This is a genomic window from Caldichromatium japonicum, assembly GCF_011290485.1.
GTDB lineage: Bacteria > Pseudomonadota > Gammaproteobacteria > Chromatiales > Chromatiaceae > Thermochromatium > Thermochromatium japonicum.
Window position 1 is genome coordinate 2615666 of sequence record NZ_CP048029.1, and the last position, 23893, is coordinate 2639558.

The following is a 23893-nucleotide window of genomic DNA, read 5'->3' on the forward strand; positions in this document are numbered from 1 at the left end:
CGCTTGTCACCATCCTTGTCCATCAAGGACATAAAGGAATCCCGCCTGCGGGCAGAGGCCGGCAGTGCCGTCAACCGACCCATCATCGACGCCGATCACCTCGGCGTCGGGCAGGGCGGCGCAGACTGCCGGCAGCAGCCCGGCCAGTCCCGTCGCCTCGTTGCGCGCGGACAGCAGGATGCTCAAATGCGGTTTAGCGCTATCTGGCCCCGACATGATCCATTCCTTACTTTGGCCGCCATGTCCTCAATCAGCTGTTTTCTCAGGATTTCGATATGTCGGCGATACAACTCGCACGGTCGGCGCATGTCTGCATCCGACTGGCCGGCAAAAATCCCGTCGGCAACCTCAAATCAAGCCTAAGGCCAGACGATATTGCCCGGCACTGGCGGTTTCGGCGACCATCAATCGGGCCGATTCAGCGCCCCCTCTGCCTGGCGCTGCGCTTTTGCATCCTTGATCAGTGCCTTCGGGATCGGCTGCCGAGAGATATAACCGGCCACGCAGATAGGGTAGCAGCCAGCGGAACAACGGCAAGTCGACATATTTCGCATCTTTCTCCAAGCCTGCCAGGATCATCAAGCAACCATCGATATGGAAGGAGGAATTATTTCCCGTCACCTTGTTCGCGACCAGCGTCTGGAGCGCCATCACCGCCTGTCCCTCAAAAGGCTTTCTCAGCAAGCTGTCGCGCGCCTGGATGAGATCTTCCCAACCGCGTCGCCGCCATGGTCCCGCGCCATTGGCGGCGCCCCCGTCAGGAAGGCGGATGATCCTTATCGGACAGGTTTGAGCTTCCCCCGAAATTTCGTCTTCCAAGGGATGGGGTATAACGCCCCGTAGATTGGAAGGAGCAACGAAGTTGAAGAAGATACCGAAGCAGGAATACACGGCCGAATTTCGGGAGTTGGCGGTAAAGCGGGTAAAGACGGGCCAGACGGTTGGGGTGGTAGCGAAGGAGCTGGGGCTGATCGAGCAGACGCTGCGCAACTGGGTCAAGGCGTTCGAGGCGGGCAAGCTCAACGGCCCTGGCACGAAGCCGGTCACGCCGGAGCAAATGGAGCTCTCGCGGGTGCGGGCGGAGAACGTTCGGCTCAAGCGCGAGAACGAAATCCTAAAAAAAGCGGCGGCGTACTTTGCGAGAGATGCGCTATGAAGTACGCGTGGATCGACACGCATCGGAAGGAATTCGAACTGACGGGAATGTGCGAGGCGCTGGCGGTGAGCGCCAGCGGCTACCGCGCCTGGAAGCGCGGCGGCACGGCGGAACGCAAACGGCTCACGGATACGCAGATGCTGGCGCTGATCCGCGCCATCCACGCTGAACTGAAAGGGGCCTACGGCAGCCCGCGCATCACGCGGGAGTTGCGGGAGCGCGGCTTTCCGGAGAGCAAGGAACGCGTCGAACGCCTGATGCGCGAGAACGGTATCCGTGCCCGCCACAAGCGGCGATTCAAGGCGACGACGGATTCCAGGCACAGCCTGCCGGTAGCGCCGAATCAGGTCTGGACGGCTGATCTGACCTACATCTGGACCGATGAAGGTTGGCTCTACCTGGCCGTGGTCCTCGATCTGTTCAACAGGGAAGTCGTGGGCTGGTCGATCAAGCCAAGGATGACGACGGACATCGTAATCGATGCGCTGACCATGGCGTGGTTCCGCAAGAAGCCGACCCCGGGGCTGATTCATCACTCCGACCGGGGAAGCCAGTATGCAAGTGGCGCCTTTCAGGCGCGGCTGAAAGAGTATGGCATGATCTGCTCGATGAGCCGCAAGGGGAACTGCTGGGATAACGCGCCGACCGAGAGCTTCTTCAACAGCTTGAAGAATGAGCGGGTGCATGGCACCCGCTACGGCACGCGGGATGCAACGGCGGCCGATCTGTTCGACTATATCGAGCCGTTCTACAACCGCAGGCGAAAGCATTCGCCGCTCGGCTACGCCTCGCCCATGAAGTTCCTGGAGGGCTGGATCAGCGCTCAGCATGAGCAGAAATTGGCGGCATAATGCCAATAGGTTGGAAGACGAAAAACAGAGGGAACCTCAAAATCGCTTTGACCATGTAATAACCGCACATGGGCTAAAAGATCCGACGCCGCCATGCCCTGCTCGATTGCAACGTGGCGAGCTCAGTGTATGGTTCGATGTGGACACGATCAAGGCAGCCTAGACCCCGCCCCCGTCGACCGGAGGCGGTAGGCCTGTCTTGTACTCGGATCTGGCGATCCAGATCTCTTTGACCCTGAAGACGCTATTTCGTCTGACCTGCCGGGCTAGCGAAGGGCTGATGAAGTCGCAGATGTGCCTCACTGGGCTGGACCTGTCGGTGCCCGATCATACCCCACATGTCGCGTCGAACTGCATAACTGCCGGTGAAGATTGCGTGCCGCCCGGGCAAGGATCGCGTGCATGTCTTAATCGACTCAACCGGCCTAAAGGTCTTCGGTGAGGGCGAGTGGAAGGTAGGCCTGCATGGAGCGAGCAAGCGCCGAACCGGGCGTCAGATCCGTCTGGCTATGGATGAGCGCGAGAAGGACATTATCGGTATCGAGGTGACCACGGCCGACTGGGGTGACAGCGAAATGCTCCCGGATTTGCTGGCGCAGGCTGAAGGCGAGGTGGCCCAGGTTTCGGCCGATGGGGCCGATGACACGCATGCATGCCATCGTGCCATTGCCGAGGGCGGCGCCCAGGCCGCGATTCCACCACGCAAGGGGGCCGTCGCGTGGAGTAGGGAGCATCCCCGCGATGCCATCGTTGCGCATATTGCCACGCACGGAAAAGACGGCTGGAACAAGAGCAGTGGCTATCACCGCCGCAGCATCGCCGAGAACATGATGTTCCGGCTCACACTCCGGCTCACACAACGAGGGGAGCGGCTGGATCGCGATCCCGGTGCAGACCCCGCAGGCGATGTGCGTGATCTAATCGACCTTGGCCTGATCGGACAGGTCGTCGCGATGCTCGATAGCGGTGATCTGGCGTTTGATGGTTTCTGTGACGCTCATGTCGCTTTTCTGCGTTCAGCCTGGCGTGAAGGAGGGATGCTGCGCCCTTGGCAAGCACAACTGAAACGCCGGGTAAAAACGTTCGGGCCAAATCGGTCCTGAACAAGTCCATCCTCGACCAAGGCTGGTTTGAGTTCCGTCGCCAACTGGATTACAAGCTGGCGTAGCACAGTAGCCGGCTTATCGTGCTGCCGCAACACAGGAGCTGGACGTCTCCGTGTTGTGGGTATATGTCGGCGGACAATCGCCAGACGCAGTTTCGGCGCGTCGAATGTGGTTTCGAGGAAAACGGAAAACGCTGATGCGGTCGGCACGATCAATGTTTTAAGGGCGAGACACGCCCGGATGGCCTATGGAGCGAACTGCGCTAGCAGTCGGAAGCAGGAAGCCATAGAAGCGACTCAGGGACAGCTCAATACCGAGCCTGAGCGCCCTAGGAATCTCCGGCCTTCAGGCCGGAGAGGATGTCAAGTCAAATGGGTTAGTCCTCAAGCTGTATCCGCACCTTTTTCATGGCGTTCTTTTCGATCTGTCGGATACGCTCCGCGGAGACGCCAAACTGGTCGGCGAGTTCATGTAGGGTCCGTTTCTTTTCAGACAACCAGCGCTCGACCAAGATGGTCTTGCTGCGTTCATCTAGGCCTTCGATCGCTGCATAGAGACGTTCGCGTTGATCACGATCCGTATCCTCGCGCTCTAGGAGACGCGAAGGTTCGAGGCGTAGATCAGGCAAATAGGTCGCGGGTGCCATCGCACTCTCGTCGCTCTCATCATCATACCCATCGAAAGACAAATCCTGATTGGCAAGACGGGCCTCCATCTGTAACACGATCTCTGGTTTGACACCGAGCTCAGCAGCGACCTCCTCTACCTCTTCCCTGGTCAACCAGCCCAAACGCTTTTTTGAACTGCGCAGATTGAAAAACAGCTTGCGCTGGGCCTTGGTGTTTGCCACCTTCACGATGCGCCAGTTGCGCAGGATATACTCATGGATCTCGGCGCGGATCCAATGCACCGCGAAAGAGACCAGACGCACCCCTATATCCGGCTCAAAGCGGCGCACCGCCTTCATCAAACCCACAGAGCCTTCTTGGATCAGATCTGCCAACGGCAGACCATAGCCAAGATAGCCACGCGCAATGCGAATCACAAAACGCAGATGGGCCATGACCAGACGCCTAGCCGCCTCCATATCGTTGTGGTCGCGCAACCGCAAGGCTAGAGAACGCTCCTCCTCAGCGCTTAAAACCGGGATCTGATAGGCACTGTTGATATAGGCCTCGATCGTGCCAGTGGGCAGGATTGGAAAGTCTTTGGCCATAGCGTAGCCCCCAGGGTCTATGATAGTTTCTTAGAATTTTTGTCAGAATTTTTTCAACACAGCCGGCGCGGTTTTTTAATATTATCCGCCTCTGTTGTTGAGTAAAACTCTAGGCATTTATCCAGCCTTGCACAAGGGGATTGAGGCCGAAATCAAGATCGTATGTTTCGATCGCTCCTATCGTGGAAACCGATGGTTAGGGATCTTTAGAAATGCTTTAGTTTGCTCGCAGCTATTGAACAAGGAGGGACGACGCTGCGCGATTTTGTCAGCGAGTCCGGTGCGCCAGGTTATTTTAGGCAATCGCTTATGGTCTATGGTCGTTCTGGGGAATTTTGCAAACGCTGTGGTGGATTGATCGAGGGGGTGCGTCTTTCAGGGCGCATGAGTTGTTATTGTTCTGGGTGTCAAGTGTGGTGGGGTAGATCTTGAGGGGGTATAGAGGTGGGGGGATGTATTGTGGGGGGAAGGAGGGTAGTGTGCCGACTTATGTGCAAAAGCGTCTGCAGTTAGCAAGCAGGCGGGTGGTCATGGTGAGGGGTTGATTGTCGAGATCGACCTTGAACCCTGAAGGAGTGCAAACCATGACCACAGGCAAGATTAAGAGGAAGTTGTCGGCAGTGGAAGCGGTGGCGGGCGACCGTGACCTGATGAAGGCGCTGCTGAAGGAGGCGCTCTAGGCAAGTGCTGGAAGGCGAGATGGCCGAATTTCTGGGGGCGGCGCCGGGCGAACGGACAGAGCGTCGCAACGGCTAGCGTGCTGGCGACTCAAGCCGCGGTCTGGTGACTCGGATCGGCAAGCTGGAATTGCGCGTGCCGCGGGACAGAAGCGGCGAATTCTCCACGGCCCTGTTCGAGCGCGATGCCAGGAGCGAGAAGGCCCTGGTGGCGGCCTTGGCCGAAAGGTATGTGCAAGGCGTCTCCAGCCGCAAGGTCAAGGTTATCACCGAAGAGCTCTGTGGCCACAGCTTTTCGGCCAGTGCCATCAGCAGCATCAACAAAGGGCTTGACGAGGCGCTGGCGCGGTTTGCCAACCGCCCCCTTACCGAAGCCTACCCTTACCTGATCCTCGATGCCCGTTACGAGAAAGTACGGGATGCGGGCGTGATCAGCCACCGGGCGGTACTGATTGCCATCGGCATCAATTGGGAAGGACAACGACAGGTGTTGGCCGTTGAGTTGGCCAACCGCGAGAGCCAGAGTGCGTGGCGCGACTTTCTGATTCGACTCAAGGAGCGTGGCCTGTCCGGTGTCGAATTCGTCGTTGTCCTTCGACCATGCGGGCCTCAAGAAAGCTATCCGCGAGGTGCTGACCGAAGCCGCCTGGCAGCGCTGCTCTGTGCATTTCCTTGAGGATGCCCTGGACGACCTGCCTCGGCGCGCGGACGACGATTGTCTTCAGGAGCTACGCTGGATTTACGACCGCCGCGACATCCAGGAGACCCATCGTGACCTCTCGGCCTGGATCGCCAAATGGGCGGGCAAGTATCCGAAACGGGTCGATTGGGTGGAAGCGAACATCACCGAGACGCTGACGTTTTACCGATTGCCGCGCGAGCATCACAAGCACATGAAGCGCACGAACATGCTGGAGCGGCTCAACGAGGAGATCAAGCGCCGCACTCGCGTGGTGCGGATCTTCTCTAACGCCGAGTCCTGCCTGCGGCTGATCCGCGCGCTGTGCGTCGAAACCCACGAGGCGTGGCTTAAGGACAGCCGTTACCTGAACAGGATGCTGCTCGCGGAGCAGAAAAAGGAGGCATTGCGACTGGCCGCCTGAGGCAACCGCGCAGTTGGCGGCACAACGGGCGTAGCCCGCAGCGGCGCCAACTGCGCAAACAGGATCAACCATTTACCCGACCACGATTTTGCACAACTTGACGCACACAACTCTGGGCTTCATGTCACCCCTGGAAGCCCAGCAGGCTCATGCCACCCGAAAGGCCGCATGAACCGCAAATCCGTGTCCAATCAATTGAGGGCGATGCAAATTTGCTTTGCGTTTCACGCTAACTCTCCGCTAATTCTCGCTGGTTACCTTTACATCCACGCGAATATCCGCGTGACTTTGAAGGAGTGACCATCATGAAACGTAATATATATCTGACTGCGCTTGCCGCACTTTCCGCCACCGCGATTGGCAGCGCCTATGCCGCCAAAGCAATGGAAAACGACGCTTTGGCGATCGAAGCCGCAAAGATCGGCCTGACCCAGGCTGTTACCGCCGCCGAGCAGCACGTCGGTGGCAAGGCATCCCGCGCAGAGCTCGAGAAGCACAAGGGCCAGTGGGTCTTCGATGTCGAGGTCGTGACCGGCAAGAAGGTCATGGACGTGAAAGTCGATCCGGCAAACGGCAAGGTGATCGTCGCCACCGAGGACCAGACTGATCACGACGACGACCATGACCAGGCCGACTGATCGGTGAGGTCGGATTGCCGGGGGCGGCGTAGCCGCTTCCGGCTTATCGGCTGGGTCGAACCATAGCTCGGCTACTGACACGGGAGAATCGAAATGAAAACACTCGCGCGCGATGAAGCGCTGCTAATGCTGAACAAGGTGCCGGAAGTCACGCTGTACTTCTGGATCATCAAGACCATGGCGACCACGGTGGGCGAAACCGGGGCCGATTTCCTCAACTTCAATCTGAATTTCGGGCTGACCGGGACGTCCCTCGTCATGGCTGGCCTGTTGGCTGTCTTCCTGTTCATCCAGTTGCGTGCCAGGAAATATGTCCCATGGCTGTATTGGATGAACGTCGTACTGATCAGCATCGTCGGCACCCTCATCACCGACAATCTGGTGGATAACTTCGGGATCGCGCTGGAAACAACCACAGCCGCATTCGGCATCGCCCTGCTGGCCACGTTCGCCCTCTGGTATGCCCGCGAGAAGACTTTGTCGATTCACTCCATCGTTACGACCCGGCGCGAACTGTTCTACTGGGCGGCCATTCTGTTTACTTTTGCCCTCGGCACAGCTGCAGGCGATCTCGTTGCCGAGAGTATGAAGCTTGGGTATGCCAACTCCGCGCTCATGTTCGGTGCGCTGATCGCCGCCGTCACCGTGGCCTATTACGGCTTCAAGGCCAATGCCGTTCTGGCTTTCTGGATCGCCTATATCCTGACGCGCCCTCTCGGTGCTTCCTGCGGCGACTGGCTGTCGCAACCGATCGCCAACGGTGGTTTGGGACTGGGCACGGTAACGACCAGCCTGATATTTCTCACGACCATTCTGGGCTTGGTCGTTTTCCTGAGCGTCACCCGCAAGGACGTGATTCCCCGGACGGCCTGATTTCATCGGAGCGGATGATATGGAACACTGGAATCAAACGCTGTTTCTGCTACTCAACGCCGCGCCGGGCGCTTCCGGCATCGCGGTTGGGGTGGCTCGCCTGCTGGCTGATGGGTTGATCTGGATCGTACCAATAGGAATGGTTTTTGGCTGGCTGCGCGGCTCGGCCGCGACCCGTCATGCGCTGGTCGCGGCGACGGCATCGGGACTGGCCGGGCTCTTGATCAACCAACTGATCGGGCTCGTCTGGGCGCACCCACGCCCCTTCGTGGTTGGCATCGGGCAGACGCTGATGGTACATGCACCAGACAGCTCGTTTCCGAGCGATCATCTGACCCTGATCTGGGCCGTCGCCTTCAGCCTGCTGCTCCATGAGCGGACGCGTGTGGCCGGTGGGGTGGCGGCATTGCTTGGCCTCCCGGTAGCGTGGGCGCGCATCTATCTGGGCGTGCATTTCCCGTTGGACATGCTGGGCGCCGCCCTCGTGGCCTTCGGCAGCGCCTGGCTGATTCTCGGGGAGGAACATCGCTTCGTGGCGCCTCTCGTTCAGGCGATGCAACGTGCCCACCGGTGGGCTTTTGCCAGTTTGATCGAAAAGGGATGGGTGAGACAATGAGCACAAACAATCATGAATTCACTATGGATGATTCAAGTCGACAAGCATTGAGCAAGGTTCCGGAAGTTACGCTGATTTTCTGGATCATCAAGATCGCCGCGACGACGCTGGGCGAAACCGGCGGCGATGCCGTGTCGATGTCGATGCACCTTGGCTATCTCGTCGGCACGGCAATCTTCGCGGCGGTTTTTCTCATCGCCGTGGCGGCTCAGATTCGGGCCAAGCGCTTTCATCCGCTGCTGTATTGGACGACCATTATCGCAACCACCACCGTCGGGACGACGCTGGCGGATTTCGCCGATCGTTCACTCGGCATCGGTTACACCGGCGGCGCAAGCCTGCTGTTCGCGCTGCTAATGGGTTCGCTGGCCATCTGGTACAAGACGCTCGGCTCCGTAGCGATGGACAGCGTCGGCTCGCCGAAGTCGGAAATGTTCTACTGGGTCACGATCATGTTCTCCCAGACGCTCGGCACCGCGTTGGGCGACTGGACGGCCGACACCGCAGGGCTTGGTTACGAGGGAGGCGCGATCGTATTTGGGGGCTTGCTGTTGATCGTTGTCGCGGCATATCTCTGGACACGGATTTCCCACACGGTGCTGTTCTGGGCAGCCTTCATCCTGACCCGGCCGCTCGGAGCGGTGGTCGGGGATTTTCTCGACAAGCCGATATCGGCTGGCGGCATGGCACTCAGCCGTTACACGGCATCGGTTGTGTTGCTGGCTTTTATCATCCTGTGCATAGCGCTGTTCCGGCAACGACCGGCAAAAGCGATCGCCCCGATGCGTCCATCGACGTTCGACAAGCAGGTACAAGGCATGTCGCGAGACGGGGATGCGGAGATAGGGAAGGTTGCTGTGATAGACAAATGAACCTCTTGGGTTCTGGCGAAAGGAGACGACATGTACCGCAATATACTGGTTGCCGTTGATGGCAGTCACACCTCTGAAATAGCCTTGCAGGAGGCGATCAAATTGGCCAGGGCTTTCAACGGCAAACTAATGATCGTGCATGCGGTCGAAATGGTGAACATCAACTTTGATAGTGAGTTTCCCGTCCCCAACGAGATATGGGAAGCCATGCGCAAGAGCGGCGAGACTGTTCTTGCCAAGGCGCAAGCCGCTGCGCGTGAGGCCGGTATTGCGGCCGAGACCAGGCTCCTTGAAATTGACACCCTCGGCCGTCGCATTCCGGAGGCCATCGCGGATGCAGCGCAAAGCTGGCCCGCTGATGTGATCGTCATTGGCACCCACGGTCGTCGGGGCATCAGCCACTTGTTCCTGGGCAGTGTCGCCGAAGGCGTGGTGCGGGTGGCGAGCACGCCGTGCTGCTGATCCGGGGAAAGTAACAGCCTCATGATCGAACAGGGCACCACGACGGCAAGCCCGCTTGCGGGTTTGAGCTCGAGTGAGGCGGCACGGCTACTGGAGCAGTTCGGCCCGAATGAAGTGGCGGAGGAGAAAACACATCCGCTACTGGCCTTGTTGCGCAAGTTCTGGTCGCCGGTGCCCTGGATGCTCGAGATCACCATCATCCTGCAAATTGCGATCGGCAAGCCGGACGAGGCCGCCGTCATTGCCGTCTTGCTGGTGGTCAATGCCGTTCTAGGCTACCTTCAGGAAGGCCGCGCCAACAAGGCGCTGACCCTGCTTCGACAACGCCTCGACATCCAGGCGCGGGTACTGCGCGATGGTCGCTGGCAATTCGTGCCAGCCCGGAACTTGGTTCCGGGCGACGCGGTCCATCTACGCATGGGCGATCTGGTGCCTGCCGATCTGCGTCTCGTCGAGGGCCGGGTGCAAGTCGATCAGTCCACTCTCACCGGAGAGTCTTTGCCCGTGGAAAGCGGTCCAGGAACGGATGTCTGGTCCGGCGCCGTGGTGACGCGCGGCGAAGCCACCGGTCAGGTAACCGCCACCGGATCGCGCACGCGTTTCGGCAAGACCGCCGAGCTGGTGCGCAGCGCCAAGACCGTGAGCCATCTCGAAGCGGTGATTTTCGGCATCGTCAAATATCTGGTCCTGCTGGACATCGTGCTCGTTGCTGCGCTGCTGGTCTATGCCGTGACGACGGGGATGGCGCTCGTCGATGTGGTTCCCTTCGCCCTGATTCTCTTGGTTGCGTCCGTTCCCGTGGCCTTGCCCGCCACCTTCACCCTGGCCACGGCATTGGGTTCCCTGGAACTCGCCAAGCGCGGGGTGCTGGTCACGCGCCTGTCGGCGATCGAGGAGGCTGCCGCCATGGATGTGCTCGCCAGCGACAAGACCGGCACGATCACCGAAAACCGCCTCTCGCTGGCCGCGCTTAAGCCGGCAAATGGCATTTCAGAAAACGACCTGCTGCGCATCGCCGCGATCGCCTGCGACGATGCGACGCAAGACCCGATCGACTTGGCCATCCTGGGCGCTGCCCGCGAACGTTCGCTACTGCAGTCTCCGCCACGGCGCATCCGCTTCACCCCTTTCGATCCGCAGACGCGGCGCTCTGAAACGGTGTTCGAGGAAAATGGCCTCACCCGCCGCGCCGTCAAGGGCGCTTCACTCGAAGTCGCCGCCCTGGCCGGGGCGCCAGACGTTGCCGCCGAAGTCGAAGCCCTCGCGGCCGGCGGCTATCGCGTGCTGGGTGTGGCCATTGGCGACGAGACCGCGCTGCAATTCGCTGGCCTGGTGGCCTTGCAAGACCCGCCGCGCAAGGATTCCGCAGCGCTGGTGGAGAACCTGCGCCAACTCGGTGTGCGTGTGGTGATGGTCACCGGCGACGGTCAGGCCACGGCACGGACGGTGGCCAAGGAAGTCGGTATTGGTGAACGTACCTGCCCGGCGAGCATGCTCGTGGAAAACGGTGCCTCATCCATCGCGCAATGCGATGTGTTCGCCCAGGTGTTTCCCGAGGACAAATTTCATCTCGTGCAGGCACTGCAACGCTCCGGCCACGTAACCGGCATGACGGGTGACGGCGTCAACGACGCCCCGGCGCTCAAGCAGGCCGAGGTCGGCATCGCCGTGGCCAACGCCACCGACGTGGCCAAGGCCGCCGCCAGCCTGGTGCTCACCAATCCGGGACTGGGCGACGTGGTGGCAGCCGTCGAAACCAGTCGGCGCATCTATCAGCGCATGCTCACGTACACCCTCAACAAAATCATCAAGACGCTGGAAATCGCCATTTTCATGAGCGTTGGCGTGATGCTGACCGGCGTATTTGTCATTACACCGCTGCTCATCGTGCTGCTGCTGTTTACCAACGATTTCGTCACCATGTCCATTGCCACCGATCGCGTGGAGTTTTCCCGCAAGCCGGAGCGCTGGCGCATTCCCAATCTCATGGCGACTGCAGCGCCACTGGCTGCGCTCATTCTGGTGCTGTCCTTCTCGGTGTTCTTCGTCGGGCGCGACTGGTTGCATCTTCCGCTGCCGCAGCTACAGACTTTGATTTTCGTCATGCTGGTGTTTACCGGCCTTGGCAACGTGTATCTGGTGCGCGAACGACGCCATTTCTGGCGGTCGCGGCCCAGCCGATGGCTGCTGATCGCCAGCGTGATCGACATCGCGGTGGTCGGCCTCATGGCGAGCCAGGGTATCTTGATGACCGCCATCAGCCCGGCGCTGATCGGTGGATTGCTGGCAGTGGCAATGGGTTACCTGGTGTTGATGGATTTTCTGAAGATCGGCATTTTCCGCCGCTTCGGGCTGGCATGAAGGAGTGCCATGCGCATACTCCTGGTTGAAGACGATCCGATGATCGGCGAGGCGGTATCCGTGGCCCTCAAGGACGCTGCCTATGCCGTCGACTGGGTAACCGATGGCGTGACGGCCGACGCTGCATTGCATCATGGCGAGCATCAAGCCGTGCTACTCGACTTGGGGCTTCCCAAGCGCGATGGTCTCGAAGTGCTCAGGCGTTTGAGACAGCGTGGCAATATGGTTCCAGTCGTTGTCATCACTGCCCGCGATGGCGTCGATGACCGAATCAAGGGACTCGATTTCGGAGCCGATGACTATGTGGTGAAACCGTTCGACGTCAACGAGTTGCTGGCGCGGCTGCGGGCGGTCATTCGCCGCCAGGGCGGACAGGCCGCGCCGGTACTCAGCAATGGCAAAGTCAGCCTTGATCCGGCAACAAGGGAGGCGTGCTGCGGGAAATTTGTCGCGGTTCTCAGCGCGCGGGAATTTGCGCTGCTACACGCCTTGCTGCTGCGTCCGGGCGCCATTCTCGGTCGTAGCGAACTCGAAGAGCGCATCTACGGCTGGAACGAGGAGGTCGAAAGCAATGCCGTGGATTTTCTGATTCACGGCGTGCGTAAGAAGCTGGGAGCCGATGTGATCAAGAACGTGCGCGGCGCGGGCTGGATGGTAGAAAAACCGAAATGAACCACTCACTGCAACGGCATCTGTCCAGCGTACTCGGCCTGGTCATTGTGGTGTTTGGTCTGGCCGCGACGACGGCCTCCTTTCTTCTGGCTTATGACGAGGCCAGAGAATTCCAGGACGACATGCTGCGGCAAATTGCAGTGCTGACCGCACGCAGCGATCCGGCAACCGCTGCGAGGACTGCTGCTGAGACCCTCATCGACGATCCTGAATCCCGGGTGTTGGTGATCAGGCTGCCTGGCAGCCCTCGTCCGGACTGGTTGCCTGACCGTTTGCCGGCGGGGTTTCATACCCTGAACAGACGGGGAGAGGAGCTTCGGATTTTCGTCCATCAGGAGGGTTCGCCGAAAACCGAAACCATCATTGCCCAACCTACCGATGCAAGAGATGAAATCGCCATCAACAGCGCGTTGCGTACGTTGATACCTCTGCTTCTCGTATTTCCACTGCTGATTTTCGCCATCGTGCGCATCGTCCGCCGCGAATTCAATCCGGTCATCGAGCTGGCTCGCGATCTGGATGCACAGGCGGTGGATCGTCCGAGGGCCATCGAGGTCGAGGGATTGCCGAGCGAGATCACGCCTTTCGTTCAAGCCATCAACCGCCTGCTGGGGCGCGTGAATCAGTTGCTCGACCAGCAACGGCGCTTCATCGCCGATGCGGCGCATGAGTTGCGCAGTCCACTGACGGCGTTGTCAGTGCAAGCCCAGAACCTCAGCCAGGCAGGCTCTCTGGATGCCATGCGCGAACGCATTGCGCCCCTGCAGGCAGGTATCGAGCGCGCACGTCAGCTTAGCGAGCAATTGCTGAGTCTGGCGCGGATCCAAGCGGGCTGTGGCACGGAAAGTATCGTTGACATTTCCGCCTTGGCCCGTGAGCTGATCGCGGATTACCTGCCTACCGCAGAGTCCAAGGGCATCGATTTGGGGCTGGACGAAGATGCAAAATTTACATTGCCCGCAGCACCGGAATCGTTGCGGCTCATTGTCGGCAACGCGCTGGATAATGCCCTCAAATATTCCCGGGCTGGCGGTGAGGTAACGCTCCGGTTGAGTACCGACAACGACACGGCGATCATCGAGGTCCTCGATGACGGCCCGGGAATTCCGCCAGACGAATGTGAGCGCGTATTCGACGCGTTCTACCGGATTGCGGGAACCTACGAATCTGGAAGCGGCCTTGGCCTGGCCATTGCCCGCGAAGCAGCGATGCGCCTGGGTGGGTCGGTCAGTTTGAGCAACCGGAAAGATCGATCTGGTGCGATTTTTACCTACCGGCAAGGGCTGACTCGGTGATCAGCCACTTCATTGTATCGTATGGGTATCTGGCGGTTTTTGCCGGTACGCTTCTTGAAGGCGAAACCATTTTGATCGCGGCAGGTTTTGCGGCCCATCGCGGCTTGCTAGATTGGCCGCTGGTCGCCTTGACCGCAACGATCGGCGGCGCCCTCGGAGATCAGCTGTTTTTTGCGCTCGGGCGCTGGAAAGGCGATGTGTTGATCCAGCGGTTTCCTGCCCTGACAAAGCATCGGTTGCGCGTTCACGACCTGCTGGAGCGCCATTCGGTGTTGGTCATCCTCATCGTCCGCTTTCTTTATGGACTCCGCATCGCCGGCCCGCTGTTGCTGGGATCAAGCCGTGTGCCGGTGCTTCGCTTCGTCGTACTGAACCTGATTGGCGCGGCTCTGTGGGCGATTGCCGTATCAGGAGCGGGTTATGTGTTCGGGCTTGCGCTCAGTGCACTCATCAACGATCTCAAGCGAGTCGAAGAGATCGTCTTGGTCGCAATACTGGCAGCTGGCGGTCTGACCTGGTTTAAGCGAAAAACACGAAAATAAAAGGCGCAGAACCAGGGGGGAGCAGCAAAACGCGACTGGGCTGAAGAGCCTGGGTCTGGGCGGAGCAAAAAACGGCAGAACTCGTAGCCATGTGGGTTTCTGAGGGGTAGTGTGCCGACTTATGTGCAAAAGCGTCTGCAGTTAGCAAGCAGGCGGGTGGTCATGGTGAGGGGTTGATTGTCGAGATCGACCTTGAACCCTGAAGGAGTGCAAACCATGACCACAGGCAAGATTAAGAGGAAGTTGTCGGCAGTGGAAGCGGTGGCGGGCGACCGTGACCTGATGAAGGCGCTGCTGAAGGAGGCGCTCTAGGCAAGTGCTGGAAGGCGAGATGGCCGAATTTCTGGGGGCGGCGCCGGGCGAACGGACAGAGCGTCGCAACGGCTAGCGTGCTGGCGACTCAAGCCGCGGTCTGGTGACTCGGATCGGCAAGCTGGAATTGCGCGTGCCGCGGGACAGAAGCGGCGAATTCTCCACGGCCCTGTTCGAGCGCGATGCCAGGAGCGAGAAGGCCCTGGTGGCGGCCTTGGCCGAAAGGTATGTGCAAGGCGTCTCCAGCCGCAAGGTCAAGGTTATCACCGAAGAGCTCTGTGGCCACAGCTTTTCGGCCAGTGCCATCAGCAGCATCAACAAAGGGCTTGACGAGGCGCTGGCGCGGTTTGCCAACCGCCCCCTTACCGAAGCCTACCCTTACCTGATCCTCGATGCCCGTTACGAGAAAGTACGGGATGCGGGCGTGATCAGCCACCGGGCGGTACTGATTGCCATCGGCATCAATTGGGAAGGACAACGACAGGTGTTGGCCGTTGAGTTGGCCAACCGCGAGAGCCAGAGTGCGTGGCGCGACTTTCTGATTCGACTCAAGGAGCGTGGCCTGTCCGGTGTCGAATTCGTCGTTGTCCTTCGACCATGCGGGCCTCAAGAAAGCTATCCGCGAGGTGCTGACCGAAGCCGCCTGGCAGCGCTGCTCTGTGCATTTCCTTGAGGATGCCCTGGACGACCTGCCAAGGAAGGCGGACGACGATTGTCTTCAGGAGCTACGCTGGATTTACGACCGCCGCGACATCCAGGAGACCCATCGTGACCTCTCGGCCTGGATCGCCAAATGGGCGGGCAAGTATCCGAAACGGGTCGATTGGGTGGAAGCGAACATCACCGAGACGCTGACGTTTTACCGATTGCCGCGCGAGCATCACAAGCACATGAAGCGCACGAACATGCTGGAGCGGCTCAACGAGGAGATCAAGCGCCGCACTCGCGTGGTGCGGATCTTCTCTAACGCCGAGTCCTGCCTGCGGCTGATCCGCGCGCTGTGCGTCGAAACCCACGAGGCGTGGCTTAAGGACAGCCGTTGAAACTGTCGAAAAAGGGGCGAATCCACCTTAAACGATTGGGGGGTACTCTGGCAGAAGTGACCCCATGCCAAAATTCAAACCCTGCAACTACGCCCAAATGACCATGCTGCCCATCTCCCTCGAAAACCAGATCCTCCCCGGCAGCCTGGAGCACACCATCCACGAAGTGGTCGAAAAGCACATGGACCTTTCGGTCTTCGACCAGCGCTACAACAACGACGAAACAGGCGCAACCGCCATTCATCCCAAAATCCTGCTCAAAGTCATTTTGCTGGCTTACGCCCGCGGCTTGCTCAGTTCCCGACAAATCGAGCGCGCCTGCGTCGAAAACGTCACCTTCATCGCGCTCGCCTGCGGGTATTCCCCCGACCACAGCACCATCGCCAACTTCGTCTCAACCATGCAGGCAGAAATCGAGAGCCTCTTCTGCGACGTCCTGCTGGTGTGCGAAGAGATGAACCTGCTCGGCGGCTCGCACTTCAGCCTGGACGGGGTCAAACTCTCCGCCAACGTCTCCAAAGAGTGGAGCGGCACCTTCGACGAACTCAAGCGCAAGCGCGATAAGTTGCAGGAGAAACTGCAGCAGGCGATGGCAGAGCATCGGCAGGCCGACGCCCAGCCCGAGGTCGAGTTGGAACGCCAGCAGCAGCGCGAGAGACGCCTGCAGCGGGCAGTCGAACGGTTGGAGCAGTTCCTGCAGAGCGAACAGCCCAAGACCGGCAGCGACGGCAAAGAAATCCAGAGCAACGCGGTGGACAACGAATCGGTCAAGATGCCCACCGCCCACGGCGTCGTGCAGGGCTACAACGCCCAGGCGCTGGTTGATTCCAAACATCAAATCATCCTCGCCGCCGAAGCCTTCGCCACCCAGGACCATGACAACCTCGAGCCAATGTTGACGGGTGCGAAAAAGAATCTCAAGGCGATTGGCAAGGACGAGACCTTCTTTCAGGGCAAGACCCTGACCGCAGACAGCAACTATCATAGTGTGGAAAGCCTGACGTTAGTGTGGAAAGCCTGACGTTCTGCCAGACTGAAGGAGTGGACGCCTACATCCCCGACATCCAGTTCCGCAAACGGGATGAGCGCTTCGCCGATCGAGACCGTTTCAAGGGTGGACGGCAGAAGGAAGCGCCCTTCTCGCTGACGGATTTCATGTTCGACCCCGACCGACAACGGTATCTCTGTCCCCAGGGCAGGGAACTCACCCTGCACGCCCGCAGCCAGCGCAACCGCTATCGCATCTACGACGTCTACCACGCCCGCCCCCAGGACTGCGCCGCCTGTCCGCTGCGCGAACGCTGCCTGAGCAAGCCCTCCGCTTCCCGCCGCTATCTCTCCGTTCCGACCACGCAGCCGCCCAATCTGCTCGACGAGATGAAAGCCAAAATTGACAGTCCACAGGGCAAAAAGATTTACGCCCGCCGGTTAGCGATGGTCGAGCCGGTCTTTGCGAACATTTGCGTTCACAAACACATGAACCGATTCACGCTGCGCTCGAAAGCCAAAGTGGATGTACAATGGAGATTGTACGCACTGGTGCACAATATTGGTAAAATCTGCGTGTTTGGGACGTTGAATTAGCCGAGAACGAGAGCAAAGCCCTGCCCCAACCGCCTGGCATGCCCCCTCACCCCGCCGCGCCAGCCGCCCCAGGCAGGTTTCGCTCCGCGAAAAACGGTTTTTCGACAGTTTCGTTACCTGAACATGATGCTGCTCGCGGAGCAGAAAAAGGAGGCATTGCGACTGGCCGCCTGACGCGGCTGCGCGCTGTCGGCACCGCTTCGGCCTCCGCCCTACGCGGCACCGACAGCGCAACGGAGATCAACCAATTACCTGATCTGCATATTTGCACAACTTGACACACACAACTGGAAGGAGTGGTTGTAGGGGTTAGGAAAGCAAAAACCCCTTCTAGCTGAGGGAAGGGGTTTTTGTGGAGGGGTCCCTGGCGGTGACCGAGGTTGGCCTGGCTTTGGGGCCAGACTAGGATAGGCGAGGGCGTGTTTCACGTCTGAGTTCGGTATGGGATCAGGTGGGGCCACGTCTCTATAGCCGCCAGGGGGTAACTGGTGGGGTGGTATGTGGGGTGTGTGGGTAGCTGTGCTTGGGTGTTATATGGTCAAGCCGCACGGTTGATTAGGACGGGTTAGCTGCATGCGTTGCCGCACTTCTACATCCCGCCTATTGACGTCGTGGTCTACGACGGACCTTGAGGGGCTTAATGAGCCCGGGAGACCTAATCTTGGGGGGGGCTTCCCGCTTAGATGCTGTCAGCGGTTATCCCGTCCGCACATAGCTACCCGGCGATGCCACTGGCGTGACAACCGGAACACCAGGGGTGCGTCCACGCCGGTCCTCTCGTACTAGGCGCAGCGTCCCGCAAGTCTCCAACGCCCACGGCAGATAGGGACCGAACTGTCTCACGACGTTCTAAACCCAGCTCGCGTACCACTTTAAATGGCGAACAGCCATACCCTTGGGACCGACTACAGCCCCAGGATGTGATGAGCCGACATCGAGGTGCCAAACACCGCCGTCGATATGAACTCTTGGGCGGTATCAGCCTGTTATCCCCGGAGTACCTTTTATCCGTTGCGCGATGGCCCGTCCATTAGGAACCACCGGATCACTAAGACCTGCTTTCGCACCTGCTCGACTTGTCTGTCTCGCAGTTAAGCACCCTTGTGCCTTTGCACTCTAACGGTGGATGTCCGACCCACCTGAGGGTACCTTCGTGCTCCTCCGTTACCTTTTGGGAGGAGACCGCCCCAGTCAAACTACCCACCATGCACGGTCCCTGCCCCGGATCACGGGGCGAGGTTAGAACGGCGAACCAGCCAGGGTGGTATTTCAAGGTCGGCTCCACGGCAACTGGCGTCGCCGCTTCATCGCCTCCCACCTATCCTACACAAGCTGCTTCAACGTTCAGTGCAAAGCTATAGTCAAGGTTCACGGGGTCTTTCCGTCTAGCCGCGGGTACACTGCATCTTCACAGCGAGTTCAATTTCACTGAGTCTCGGGTGGAGACAGTGCCGCCATCGTTACGCCATTCGTGCAGGTCGGAACTTACCCGACAAGGAATTTCGCTACCTTAGGACCGTTATAGTTACGGCCGCCGTTTACCGGGGCTTCGCTCAAGAGCTTCGCCTTGCGGCTGACCCCATCACTTAACCTTCCGGCACCGGGCAGGCGTCACACCCTATACGTCCGCTTACGCGTTGGCAGAGTGCTGTGTTTTTAATAAACAGTCGCAGCGGCCTGGTCACTGCGGCCCCCCTCAGCTCCACCCGCAGGGGGCTTTACCTACTAGGGGCGCACCTTCTCCCGAAGTTACGGTGCCATTTTGCCTAGTTCCTTCACCCGAGTTCTCTCATGCGCCTTGGGATACTCTCCCCACCCACCTGTGTCGGTTTCGGGTACGGGCACTGCCCACCTGAAGCTTAGAGGCTTTTCTCGGAAGCAGGGCATCACGCACTTCGCCATTTGGCTCGGCATCACGTCTCAGTATTAATCCCCCGGATTTGCCTAAGGGATCTACCTAAGCGCTTAAACCAGGACAACCAACACCTGGCTGCGTTAGCCGTCTTCGTCCCCCCATCGCAGTGAACAGCGGTGCCGGAATCTTAACCGGCTTCCCATCGACTACGCCTCTCGGCCTCGCCTTAGGGTCCGACTCACCCTGCGCCGATGACCGTTGCGCAGGAACCCTTGGGTTTGCGGCGTCGGGGTCTTTCACCCCGATAGTCGTTACTCATGTCAGCATTCGCACTTCCGATACCTCCAGCAGACCTTACGATCCACCTTCACCGGCTTACGGAACGCTCCCCTACCCTGCTCTACAGCAGCCGCAGCTTCGGTAGAGATCTTCATAGCCCCGTTACATCTTCCGCGCCGACCGACTCGACCAGTGAGCTATTACGCTTTCTTTAAAGGGTGGCTGCTTCTAAGCCAACCTCCTGGCTGTCTGGGCCTTCCGACATCGTTTCCCACTGAGACCTCATTTGGGGACCTTAGCTGGCGGTCTGGGTTGTTGCCCTCTCGACGACGGATGTTAGCACCCGCCGTCTGTCTCCCGTGTTGCACTTCTGCGTATTCGGAGTTTGCCTCGGGTTGGTAAGCCGGGATGGCCCCCGAGCCGAAACAGTGCTCTACCCCACAGAGTGATCACACGAGGCGCTACCTCAATAGCTTTCGGGGAGAACCAGCTATCTCCGAGCTTGCTTAGCCTTTCACTCCAACCCACAGCTCATCCGAAGCTTTTTCAACAGCTCCCGGTTCGGGCCTCCAGTCGGCGTTACCCGACTTTCACCCTGGCCATGGGTAGATCGCCCGGTTTCGGGTCTACGCCCAGCGACTCAACGCCCTCTTCAGACTCGCTTTCGCTACGCCTCCCCTACTCGGTTAAGCTTGCCACTGAGCAGTAACTCGCTGACCCATTATACAAAAGGTACGCCGTCACCCCCGCAGGGGCTCCGACTGCTTGTACGCACACGGTTTCAGGTTCTATTTCACTCCCCTCACCGGGGTTCTTTTCGCCTTTCCCTCACGGTACTGGTCCACTATCGGTCGGTTGGGAGTATTGAGCCTTGGAGGATGGTCCCCCCGTTTTCAGACAGGATTACACGTGTCCCGCCTTACTCGTGTTCACAACAGCAGCGTTTTCAGGTACTGGGCTGTCACCATCTCTGGCGCGCCTTTCCAGACGCTTCCCCTAACCCTACCGTCGCTTCTTGGGCTCGTCCCCTTTCGCTCGCCACTACTCAGGGAATCTCGGTTGATGTCTGTTCCTCTAGGTACTGAGATGTTTCAGTTCCCCAGGTTCGCCTCTCGACCCTATGGATTCAGATCAAGATGCCTGGCTTTCACCAGGCGGGTTGCCCCATTCGGAAATCCCCGGATCATTGCTCGCTTGCCAGCTCCCCGAGGCTTTGCGCAGGCTGCCACGTCCTTCATCGCCTCCAACCGCCTAGGCATCCACCGTGTGCGCTTACTTCGCTTGACCATATAACCCCAAGCACAGCTGCATGCCTCGCGCATACAACTTCACACACACACCTTCACCACCTTGTCAAAGAACTCTCTCCAGAAAACGCTCTACCGCGCTTCCTCTCTAACCTTCCACACCACGCTGGTGGAGCCAGGGAGCCTCGAACTCCCGACCTCCTGCGTGCAAAGCAGGCGCTCTCCCAACTGAGCTATGGCCCCGTGTCCGCCTCCCCAATGGTGGGTCTGGCTGGATTTGAACCAGCGACCTCACCCTTATCAGGGGTGCGCTCTGACCACCTGAGCTACAGACCCGCGCCCCACCGCACATAACAGGGCATGATGCTTGCTGTGGAGGCTCGCCGTGTCTCCCCTGACTCAAGGCATTGCCTTCCCAATCATATGTAAGGAGGTGATCCAGCCGCAGGTTCCCCTACGGCTACCTTGTTACGACTTCACCCCAGTCATTGACCACACCGTGGTCGGCACCCCCCTTCCGGTTCAGCCACCGCCTTCTGGTGCAGCCAACTCCCATGGTGTGACGGGCGGTGTGTACAAGGCCCGGGAACGGATTCACCGCGGCATGCTGATCCGCGATTACTAGCGATTCCGACTTCATGCAGTCGAGTTGCAGACTGCAATCCGGACTACGAGGAGTTTTTTGGGATTGGCTCCGCGTCGCCGCTTCGCAACCCTCTGTACCCCCCATTGTAGCACGTGTGTAGCCCAGCCCATAAGGGCCATGATGACTTGACGTCATCCCCACCTTCCTCCGGTTTCACACCGGCAGTCTCCCTCGAGTCCCCGGCTTGACCCGCTGGCAACGAGGGACAAGGGTTGCGCTCGTTACGGGACTTAACCCAACATCTCACGACACGAGCTGACGACAGCCATGCAGCACCTGTCTCTACGCTCCCAAAGGCACCCCCACCTCTCGGCAGGATTCGTAGGATGTCAAGGGCTGGTAAGGTTCTTCGCGTTGCATCGAATTAAACCACATGCTCCACCGCTTGTGCGGGCCCCCGTCAATTCCTTTGAGTTTTAACCTTGCGGCCGTACTCCCCAGGCGGTCGACTTACCGCGTTAGCTGCACCACACACCCCTATACAGAAGCGTACGGCTAGTCGACATCGTTTACAGCGTGGACTACCAGGGTATCTAATCCTGTTTGCTCCCCACGCTTTCGCGCCTCAGCGTCAGTCTGCAGCCAGGGGGCCGCCTTCGCCACCGGTGTTCCTCCCGATCTCTACGCATTTCACCGCTACACCGGGAATTCCACCCCCCTCTCCGCGACTCTAGTTCACCAGTCTCAACTGCCGTTCCCAGGTTAAGCCCAGGGCTTTCACAGCTGACTTGATCAACCGCCTACGCGCCCTTTACGCCCAGTAAGTCCGATTAACGCTCGCACCCTCCGTATTACCGCGGCTGCTGGCACGGAGTTAGCCGGTGCTTCTTCTGTGGGTAACGTCAACCTAAGGTCACCCCCAGGCTTCTTCCCCACCGAAAGGGCTTTACAACCCGCAGGCCGTCTTCACCCACGCGGCATCGCTGGATCAGGCTTGCGCCCATTGTCCAAGATTCCCCACTGCTGCCTCCCGTAGGAGTCTGGGCCGTGTCTCAGTCCCAGTGTGGCTGATCATCCTCTCAGACCAGCTACCGATCGTCGCCTTGGTAGGCTTTTACCCCACCAACTAGCTAATCGGACATGGGCTCATCTAGCAGCAGACGCCTCTCAGCGCCCTTTCCCCCTCAGGGTCCATGCGGTATTAGCCCAAGTTTCCCCAGGTTGTCCCCCACTGCTAGGCAGATTCCCATGCATTACTCACCCGTCCGCCACTCGCCACCCAGAGAGCTCATCACTCCCCCGTGCTGCCGTCCGACTTGCATGTGTTAAGCGTGCCGCCAGCGTTCAATCTGAGCCAGGATCAAACTCTTCTTTTCAACTCTCACCTTCACAGTCAATACCTCTCCCCACCATCACCACCGCACCTACTCAGCACAGCAGTCATAGCAGGCCAGCATCAACACGACCAACCCCCACACCAAGCATCTCACCCCAACTTCTTAAAGATCTCCAACACCCCACCGCACCACCTCAGCCCTAAAAAACCTCAGCAGCACCGCAGAGAACGCGCATTCTAGCTACCCAAAAAAATATGTCAAGAGGACAACCTGACTTTTTTCAAAACCAAAAAAGGAGGATGGGCCGTACCCCTGGAGATGTTAAGGACCCATCTTGCAAGTCATATGATATCCGACGATTGTATAGAAACTCTGCATCTCGCGAAGTTCGTGCTGGCGAGCGACATGCAGCCATCTCCTTATGATGGCAGGGAACACCGCACTGCCTCACGGCTGGCGATGACAGAGTCGTGCATACCTTAAGAGCATTGCGGAGCACCTTGACATGCCCTTGACACGCAGACACTTTCACCGGTGCGTTCTAGGTGGCCTTGCCATTGTCTGCCTACCCTCTTTGGCGCAGGTTGAGCTGAAAGAGGGCGAAGACTGGCGCGCTATCATTCCGCCGCAACCGACCGATACCCCTGACAAGATCGAGGTCCTGGAGTTTTTTTCTTATGGTTGCCCCCATTGCGGAGCGCTCAATCCCTTGCTCAAACAATGGGCGACTCATCTGCCAGAGGATGTTGTGTTGCAGCGCGTCCCCGTGACCTTCGGGCGCCAAGCATGGGCAACCTTGGCTCGGCTATTTTACACCCTACAAGGTTTGGGCGCCCTTGAGCAGCTCGATCAAGAGATCTTCACCGCGATCCATGATCAACGGTTAAAGCTCTATCAAGAACCGACACTGATGGAATGGCTCAGTGCACGTGGGATCGACCAGGCAGCATTCAAAAACGCCTTCGCATCCTTTGATGTCCACACCAAGGTTAAGCGCAGTGACTATCTGGCGGAGCGCTATCAGATCGATGCAGTCCCCACGATCACGGTTGCAGGGCGCTATGCCGTCCTTGCAGGCCGAGCACGCACCCTGCCTGAATTGCTCGGGATTGCCGAGCAACTGATCGCGCGAGCCCGAGTAGAGGGCAGTGCACAGGGCGGGTCATTTGGGGGCAATCTCTGATCGCGATAGATGGGCAAAATAGGCAAG

Annotated in this window: 16 protein-coding genes, 2 tRNA genes, 3 rRNA genes and 4 pseudogenes; 17 read left to right on the forward strand and 8 right to left on the reverse strand. The window is 59.1% G+C overall.

What is annotated here, in order from left to right; genetic code table 11:
- Nucleotides 1-6: 6 nt before the first annotated feature.
- Both GWK36_RS12705 and GWK36_RS12710 read right to left on the reverse strand, forming a co-directional pair.
- The gene (locus GWK36_RS12705) at nt 7-186 is read right to left on the reverse strand and encodes a glycosyltransferase family protein (RefSeq protein WP_166271620.1); all 180 of its coding nucleotides are present in this window, start codon (nt 184-186) and stop codon (nt 7-9) included.
- Nucleotides 187-348: 162 nt separating this feature from the next.
- Nucleotides 349-819, reverse strand: a complete 471-nt coding sequence (locus GWK36_RS12710; RefSeq protein ID WP_166271622.1) for a hypothetical protein — start codon at nt 817-819, stop codon at nt 349-351.
- Nucleotides 820-862: 43 nt separating this feature from the next.
- On the opposite strand from GWK36_RS12710, the gene GWK36_RS12715 reads away from it, so the two are divergent.
- A protein-coding gene (locus GWK36_RS12715; RefSeq protein ID WP_425482759.1) for an IS3 family transposase occupies nt 863-2007 on the forward strand; the annotation gives its coding sequence in 2 pieces (ribosomal slippage) (nt 863-1115 and nt 1115-2007; 1146 coding nt in all).
- A gap of 100 nt (nt 2008-2107) precedes the next feature.
- Nucleotides 2108-2846 (forward strand): annotated as a pseudogene (locus tag GWK36_RS15555) (IS5 family transposase); the annotation flags it as partial.
- Nucleotides 2847-3489: 643 nt separating this feature from the next.
- On the opposite strand, the gene rpoH reads toward GWK36_RS15555, so the two are convergent.
- The gene (gene rpoH, locus GWK36_RS12735) at nt 3490-4329 is read right to left on the reverse strand and encodes an RNA polymerase sigma factor RpoH (protein ID WP_166271630.1); all 840 of its coding nucleotides are present in this window, start codon (nt 4327-4329) and stop codon (nt 3490-3492) included.
- Nucleotides 4330-4557: 228 nt separating this feature from the next.
- On the opposite strand from rpoH, the pseudogene GWK36_RS12740 reads away from it, so the two are divergent.
- From GWK36_RS12740 to GWK36_RS12805, 14 genes and pseudogenes are all read left to right on the forward strand, one after another.
- Nucleotides 4558-4761: pseudogene (locus GWK36_RS12740) on the forward strand (zinc finger domain-containing protein); the annotation flags it as partial.
- A 152-nt stretch (nt 4762-4913) separates the two neighbouring features.
- Nucleotides 4914-6109, forward strand: a pseudogene (locus GWK36_RS12745) (IS256 family transposase).
- 305 nt (nt 6110-6414) lie between these two features.
- Nucleotides 6415-6747 (forward strand): PepSY domain-containing protein, encoded by a 333-nt coding sequence (locus GWK36_RS12750; protein ID WP_166271634.1) that lies wholly within the window; start codon nt 6415-6417, stop codon nt 6745-6747.
- Nucleotides 6748-6840: 93 nt separating this feature from the next.
- Nucleotides 6841-7620, forward strand: coding sequence for a COG4705 family protein (locus GWK36_RS12755; protein WP_166271636.1), 780 nt, complete (start codon nt 6841-6843; stop codon nt 7618-7620).
- 19 nt (nt 7621-7639) lie between these two features.
- Nucleotides 7640-8236 (forward strand): undecaprenyl-diphosphatase, encoded by a 597-nt coding sequence (locus GWK36_RS12760; protein WP_166271638.1) that lies wholly within the window; start codon nt 7640-7642, stop codon nt 8234-8236.
- On the forward strand, nt 8221-9108 hold the full coding sequence (locus tag GWK36_RS12765; RefSeq protein ID WP_246237568.1) for a COG4705 family protein: 888 nt from the start codon (nt 8221-8223) through the stop codon (nt 9106-9108). The genes GWK36_RS12760 and GWK36_RS12765 overlap by 16 nt, the downstream gene beginning before the upstream one ends.
- A 30-nt stretch (nt 9109-9138) precedes the next feature.
- Nucleotides 9139-9570, forward strand: coding sequence for a universal stress protein (locus GWK36_RS12770; protein WP_166271640.1), 432 nt, complete (start codon nt 9139-9141; stop codon nt 9568-9570).
- Nucleotides 9571-9591: 21 nt separating this feature from the next.
- The gene (locus GWK36_RS12775) at nt 9592-11931 is read left to right on the forward strand and encodes a plasma-membrane proton-efflux P-type ATPase (RefSeq protein WP_166271642.1); all 2340 of its coding nucleotides are present in this window, start codon (nt 9592-9594) and stop codon (nt 11929-11931) included.
- Nucleotides 11932-11940: 9 nt separating this feature from the next.
- Nucleotides 11941-12603, forward strand: a complete 663-nt coding sequence (locus GWK36_RS12780) for a response regulator (protein WP_166271644.1) — start codon at nt 11941-11943, stop codon at nt 12601-12603.
- A complete protein-coding gene (locus tag GWK36_RS12785) occupies nt 12600-13898 on the forward strand; it encodes an ATP-binding protein (RefSeq protein ID WP_166271646.1) in 1299 nt (432 codons plus the stop codon). The genes GWK36_RS12780 and GWK36_RS12785 overlap by 4 nt, the downstream gene beginning before the upstream one ends.
- Nucleotides 13895-14440, forward strand: a complete 546-nt coding sequence (locus GWK36_RS12790) for a DedA family protein (RefSeq protein ID WP_166271648.1) — start codon at nt 13895-13897, stop codon at nt 14438-14440. The genes GWK36_RS12785 and GWK36_RS12790 overlap by 4 nt, the downstream gene beginning before the upstream one ends.
- A gap of 216 nt (nt 14441-14656) precedes the next feature.
- A pseudogene (locus tag GWK36_RS12795) lies at nt 14657-15795 on the forward strand (IS256 family transposase).
- A gap of 64 nt (nt 15796-15859) precedes the next feature.
- Nucleotides 15860-16816, forward strand: a complete 957-nt coding sequence (locus tag GWK36_RS12800) for a transposase (RefSeq protein WP_166271650.1) — start codon at nt 15860-15862, stop codon at nt 16814-16816.
- A complete protein-coding gene (locus tag GWK36_RS12805; RefSeq protein ID WP_166271652.1) occupies nt 16804-17379 on the forward strand; it encodes a transposase in 576 nt (191 codons plus the stop codon). Before GWK36_RS12800 ends, GWK36_RS12805 begins: the two co-directional genes overlap by 13 nt.
- Before the next feature lie 362 nt (nt 17380-17741).
- On the opposite strand, the gene rrf is transcribed toward GWK36_RS12805, so the two are convergent.
- The 5 genes from rrf to GWK36_RS12830 all read right to left on the reverse strand — a co-directional run bounded on the left by rrf (nt 17742) and on the right by GWK36_RS12830 (nt 22722).
- Nucleotides 17742-17858 (reverse strand): 5S ribosomal RNA (gene rrf / locus GWK36_RS12810).
- Nucleotides 17859-17913: 55 nt separating this feature from the next.
- A 23S ribosomal RNA gene (locus GWK36_RS12815) occupies nt 17914-20800 on the reverse strand.
- Nucleotides 20801-20927: 127 nt separating this feature from the next.
- Nucleotides 20928-21003, reverse strand: a tRNA-Ala gene (locus tag GWK36_RS12820).
- A 16-nt stretch (nt 21004-21019) separates the two neighbouring features.
- Nucleotides 21020-21096, reverse strand: a tRNA-Ile gene (locus tag GWK36_RS12825).
- Between the two features lie 90 nt (nt 21097-21186).
- Nucleotides 21187-22722, reverse strand: a 16S ribosomal RNA gene (locus GWK36_RS12830).
- Together the 16S, 23S and 5S rRNA genes with 2 tRNA genes alongside form the textbook arrangement of a ribosomal RNA operon.
- A 466-nt stretch (nt 22723-23188) precedes the next feature.
- Here GWK36_RS12830 and GWK36_RS12835 point away from each other — a divergent pair.
- Nucleotides 23189-23866, forward strand: coding sequence for a thiol:disulfide interchange protein DsbA/DsbL (locus GWK36_RS12835; RefSeq protein ID WP_166271654.1), 678 nt, complete (start codon nt 23189-23191; stop codon nt 23864-23866).
- Nucleotides 23867-23893 lie beyond the last annotated feature (27 nt).

Bases quoted from the DNA above. Each gene is read 5' to 3' on its own strand.
- rpoH (WP_166271630.1), bottom strand. From the start codon at position 4,329: ATGGCCAAAGACTTTCCAATCCTGCCCACTGGCACGATCGAGGCCTAT.
- GWK36_RS12750 (WP_166271634.1), top strand. From the start codon at position 6,415: ATGAAACGTAATATATATCTGACTGCGCTTGCCGCACTTTCCGCCACC.
- GWK36_RS12755 (WP_166271636.1), top strand. From the start codon at position 6,841: ATGAAAACACTCGCGCGCGATGAAGCGCTGCTAATGCTGAACAAGGTG.
- GWK36_RS12760 (WP_166271638.1), top strand. From the start codon at position 7,640: ATGGAACACTGGAATCAAACGCTGTTTCTGCTACTCAACGCCGCGCCG.
- GWK36_RS12765 (WP_246237568.1), top strand. From the start codon at position 8,221: ATGGGTGAGACAATGAGCACAAACAATCATGAATTCACTATGGATGAT.
- GWK36_RS12770 (WP_166271640.1), top strand. From the start codon at position 9,139: ATGTACCGCAATATACTGGTTGCCGTTGATGGCAGTCACACCTCTGAA.
- GWK36_RS12775 (WP_166271642.1), top strand. From the start codon at position 9,592: ATGATCGAACAGGGCACCACGACGGCAAGCCCGCTTGCGGGTTTGAGC.
- GWK36_RS12780 (WP_166271644.1), top strand. From the start codon at position 11,941: ATGCGCATACTCCTGGTTGAAGACGATCCGATGATCGGCGAGGCGGTA.
- GWK36_RS12785 (WP_166271646.1), top strand. From the start codon at position 12,600: ATGAACCACTCACTGCAACGGCATCTGTCCAGCGTACTCGGCCTGGTC.
- GWK36_RS12800 (WP_166271650.1), top strand. From the start codon at position 15,860: ATGCCAAAATTCAAACCCTGCAACTACGCCCAAATGACCATGCTGCCC.
- GWK36_RS12835 (WP_166271654.1), top strand. From the start codon at position 23,189: ATGCCCTTGACACGCAGACACTTTCACCGGTGCGTTCTAGGTGGCCTT.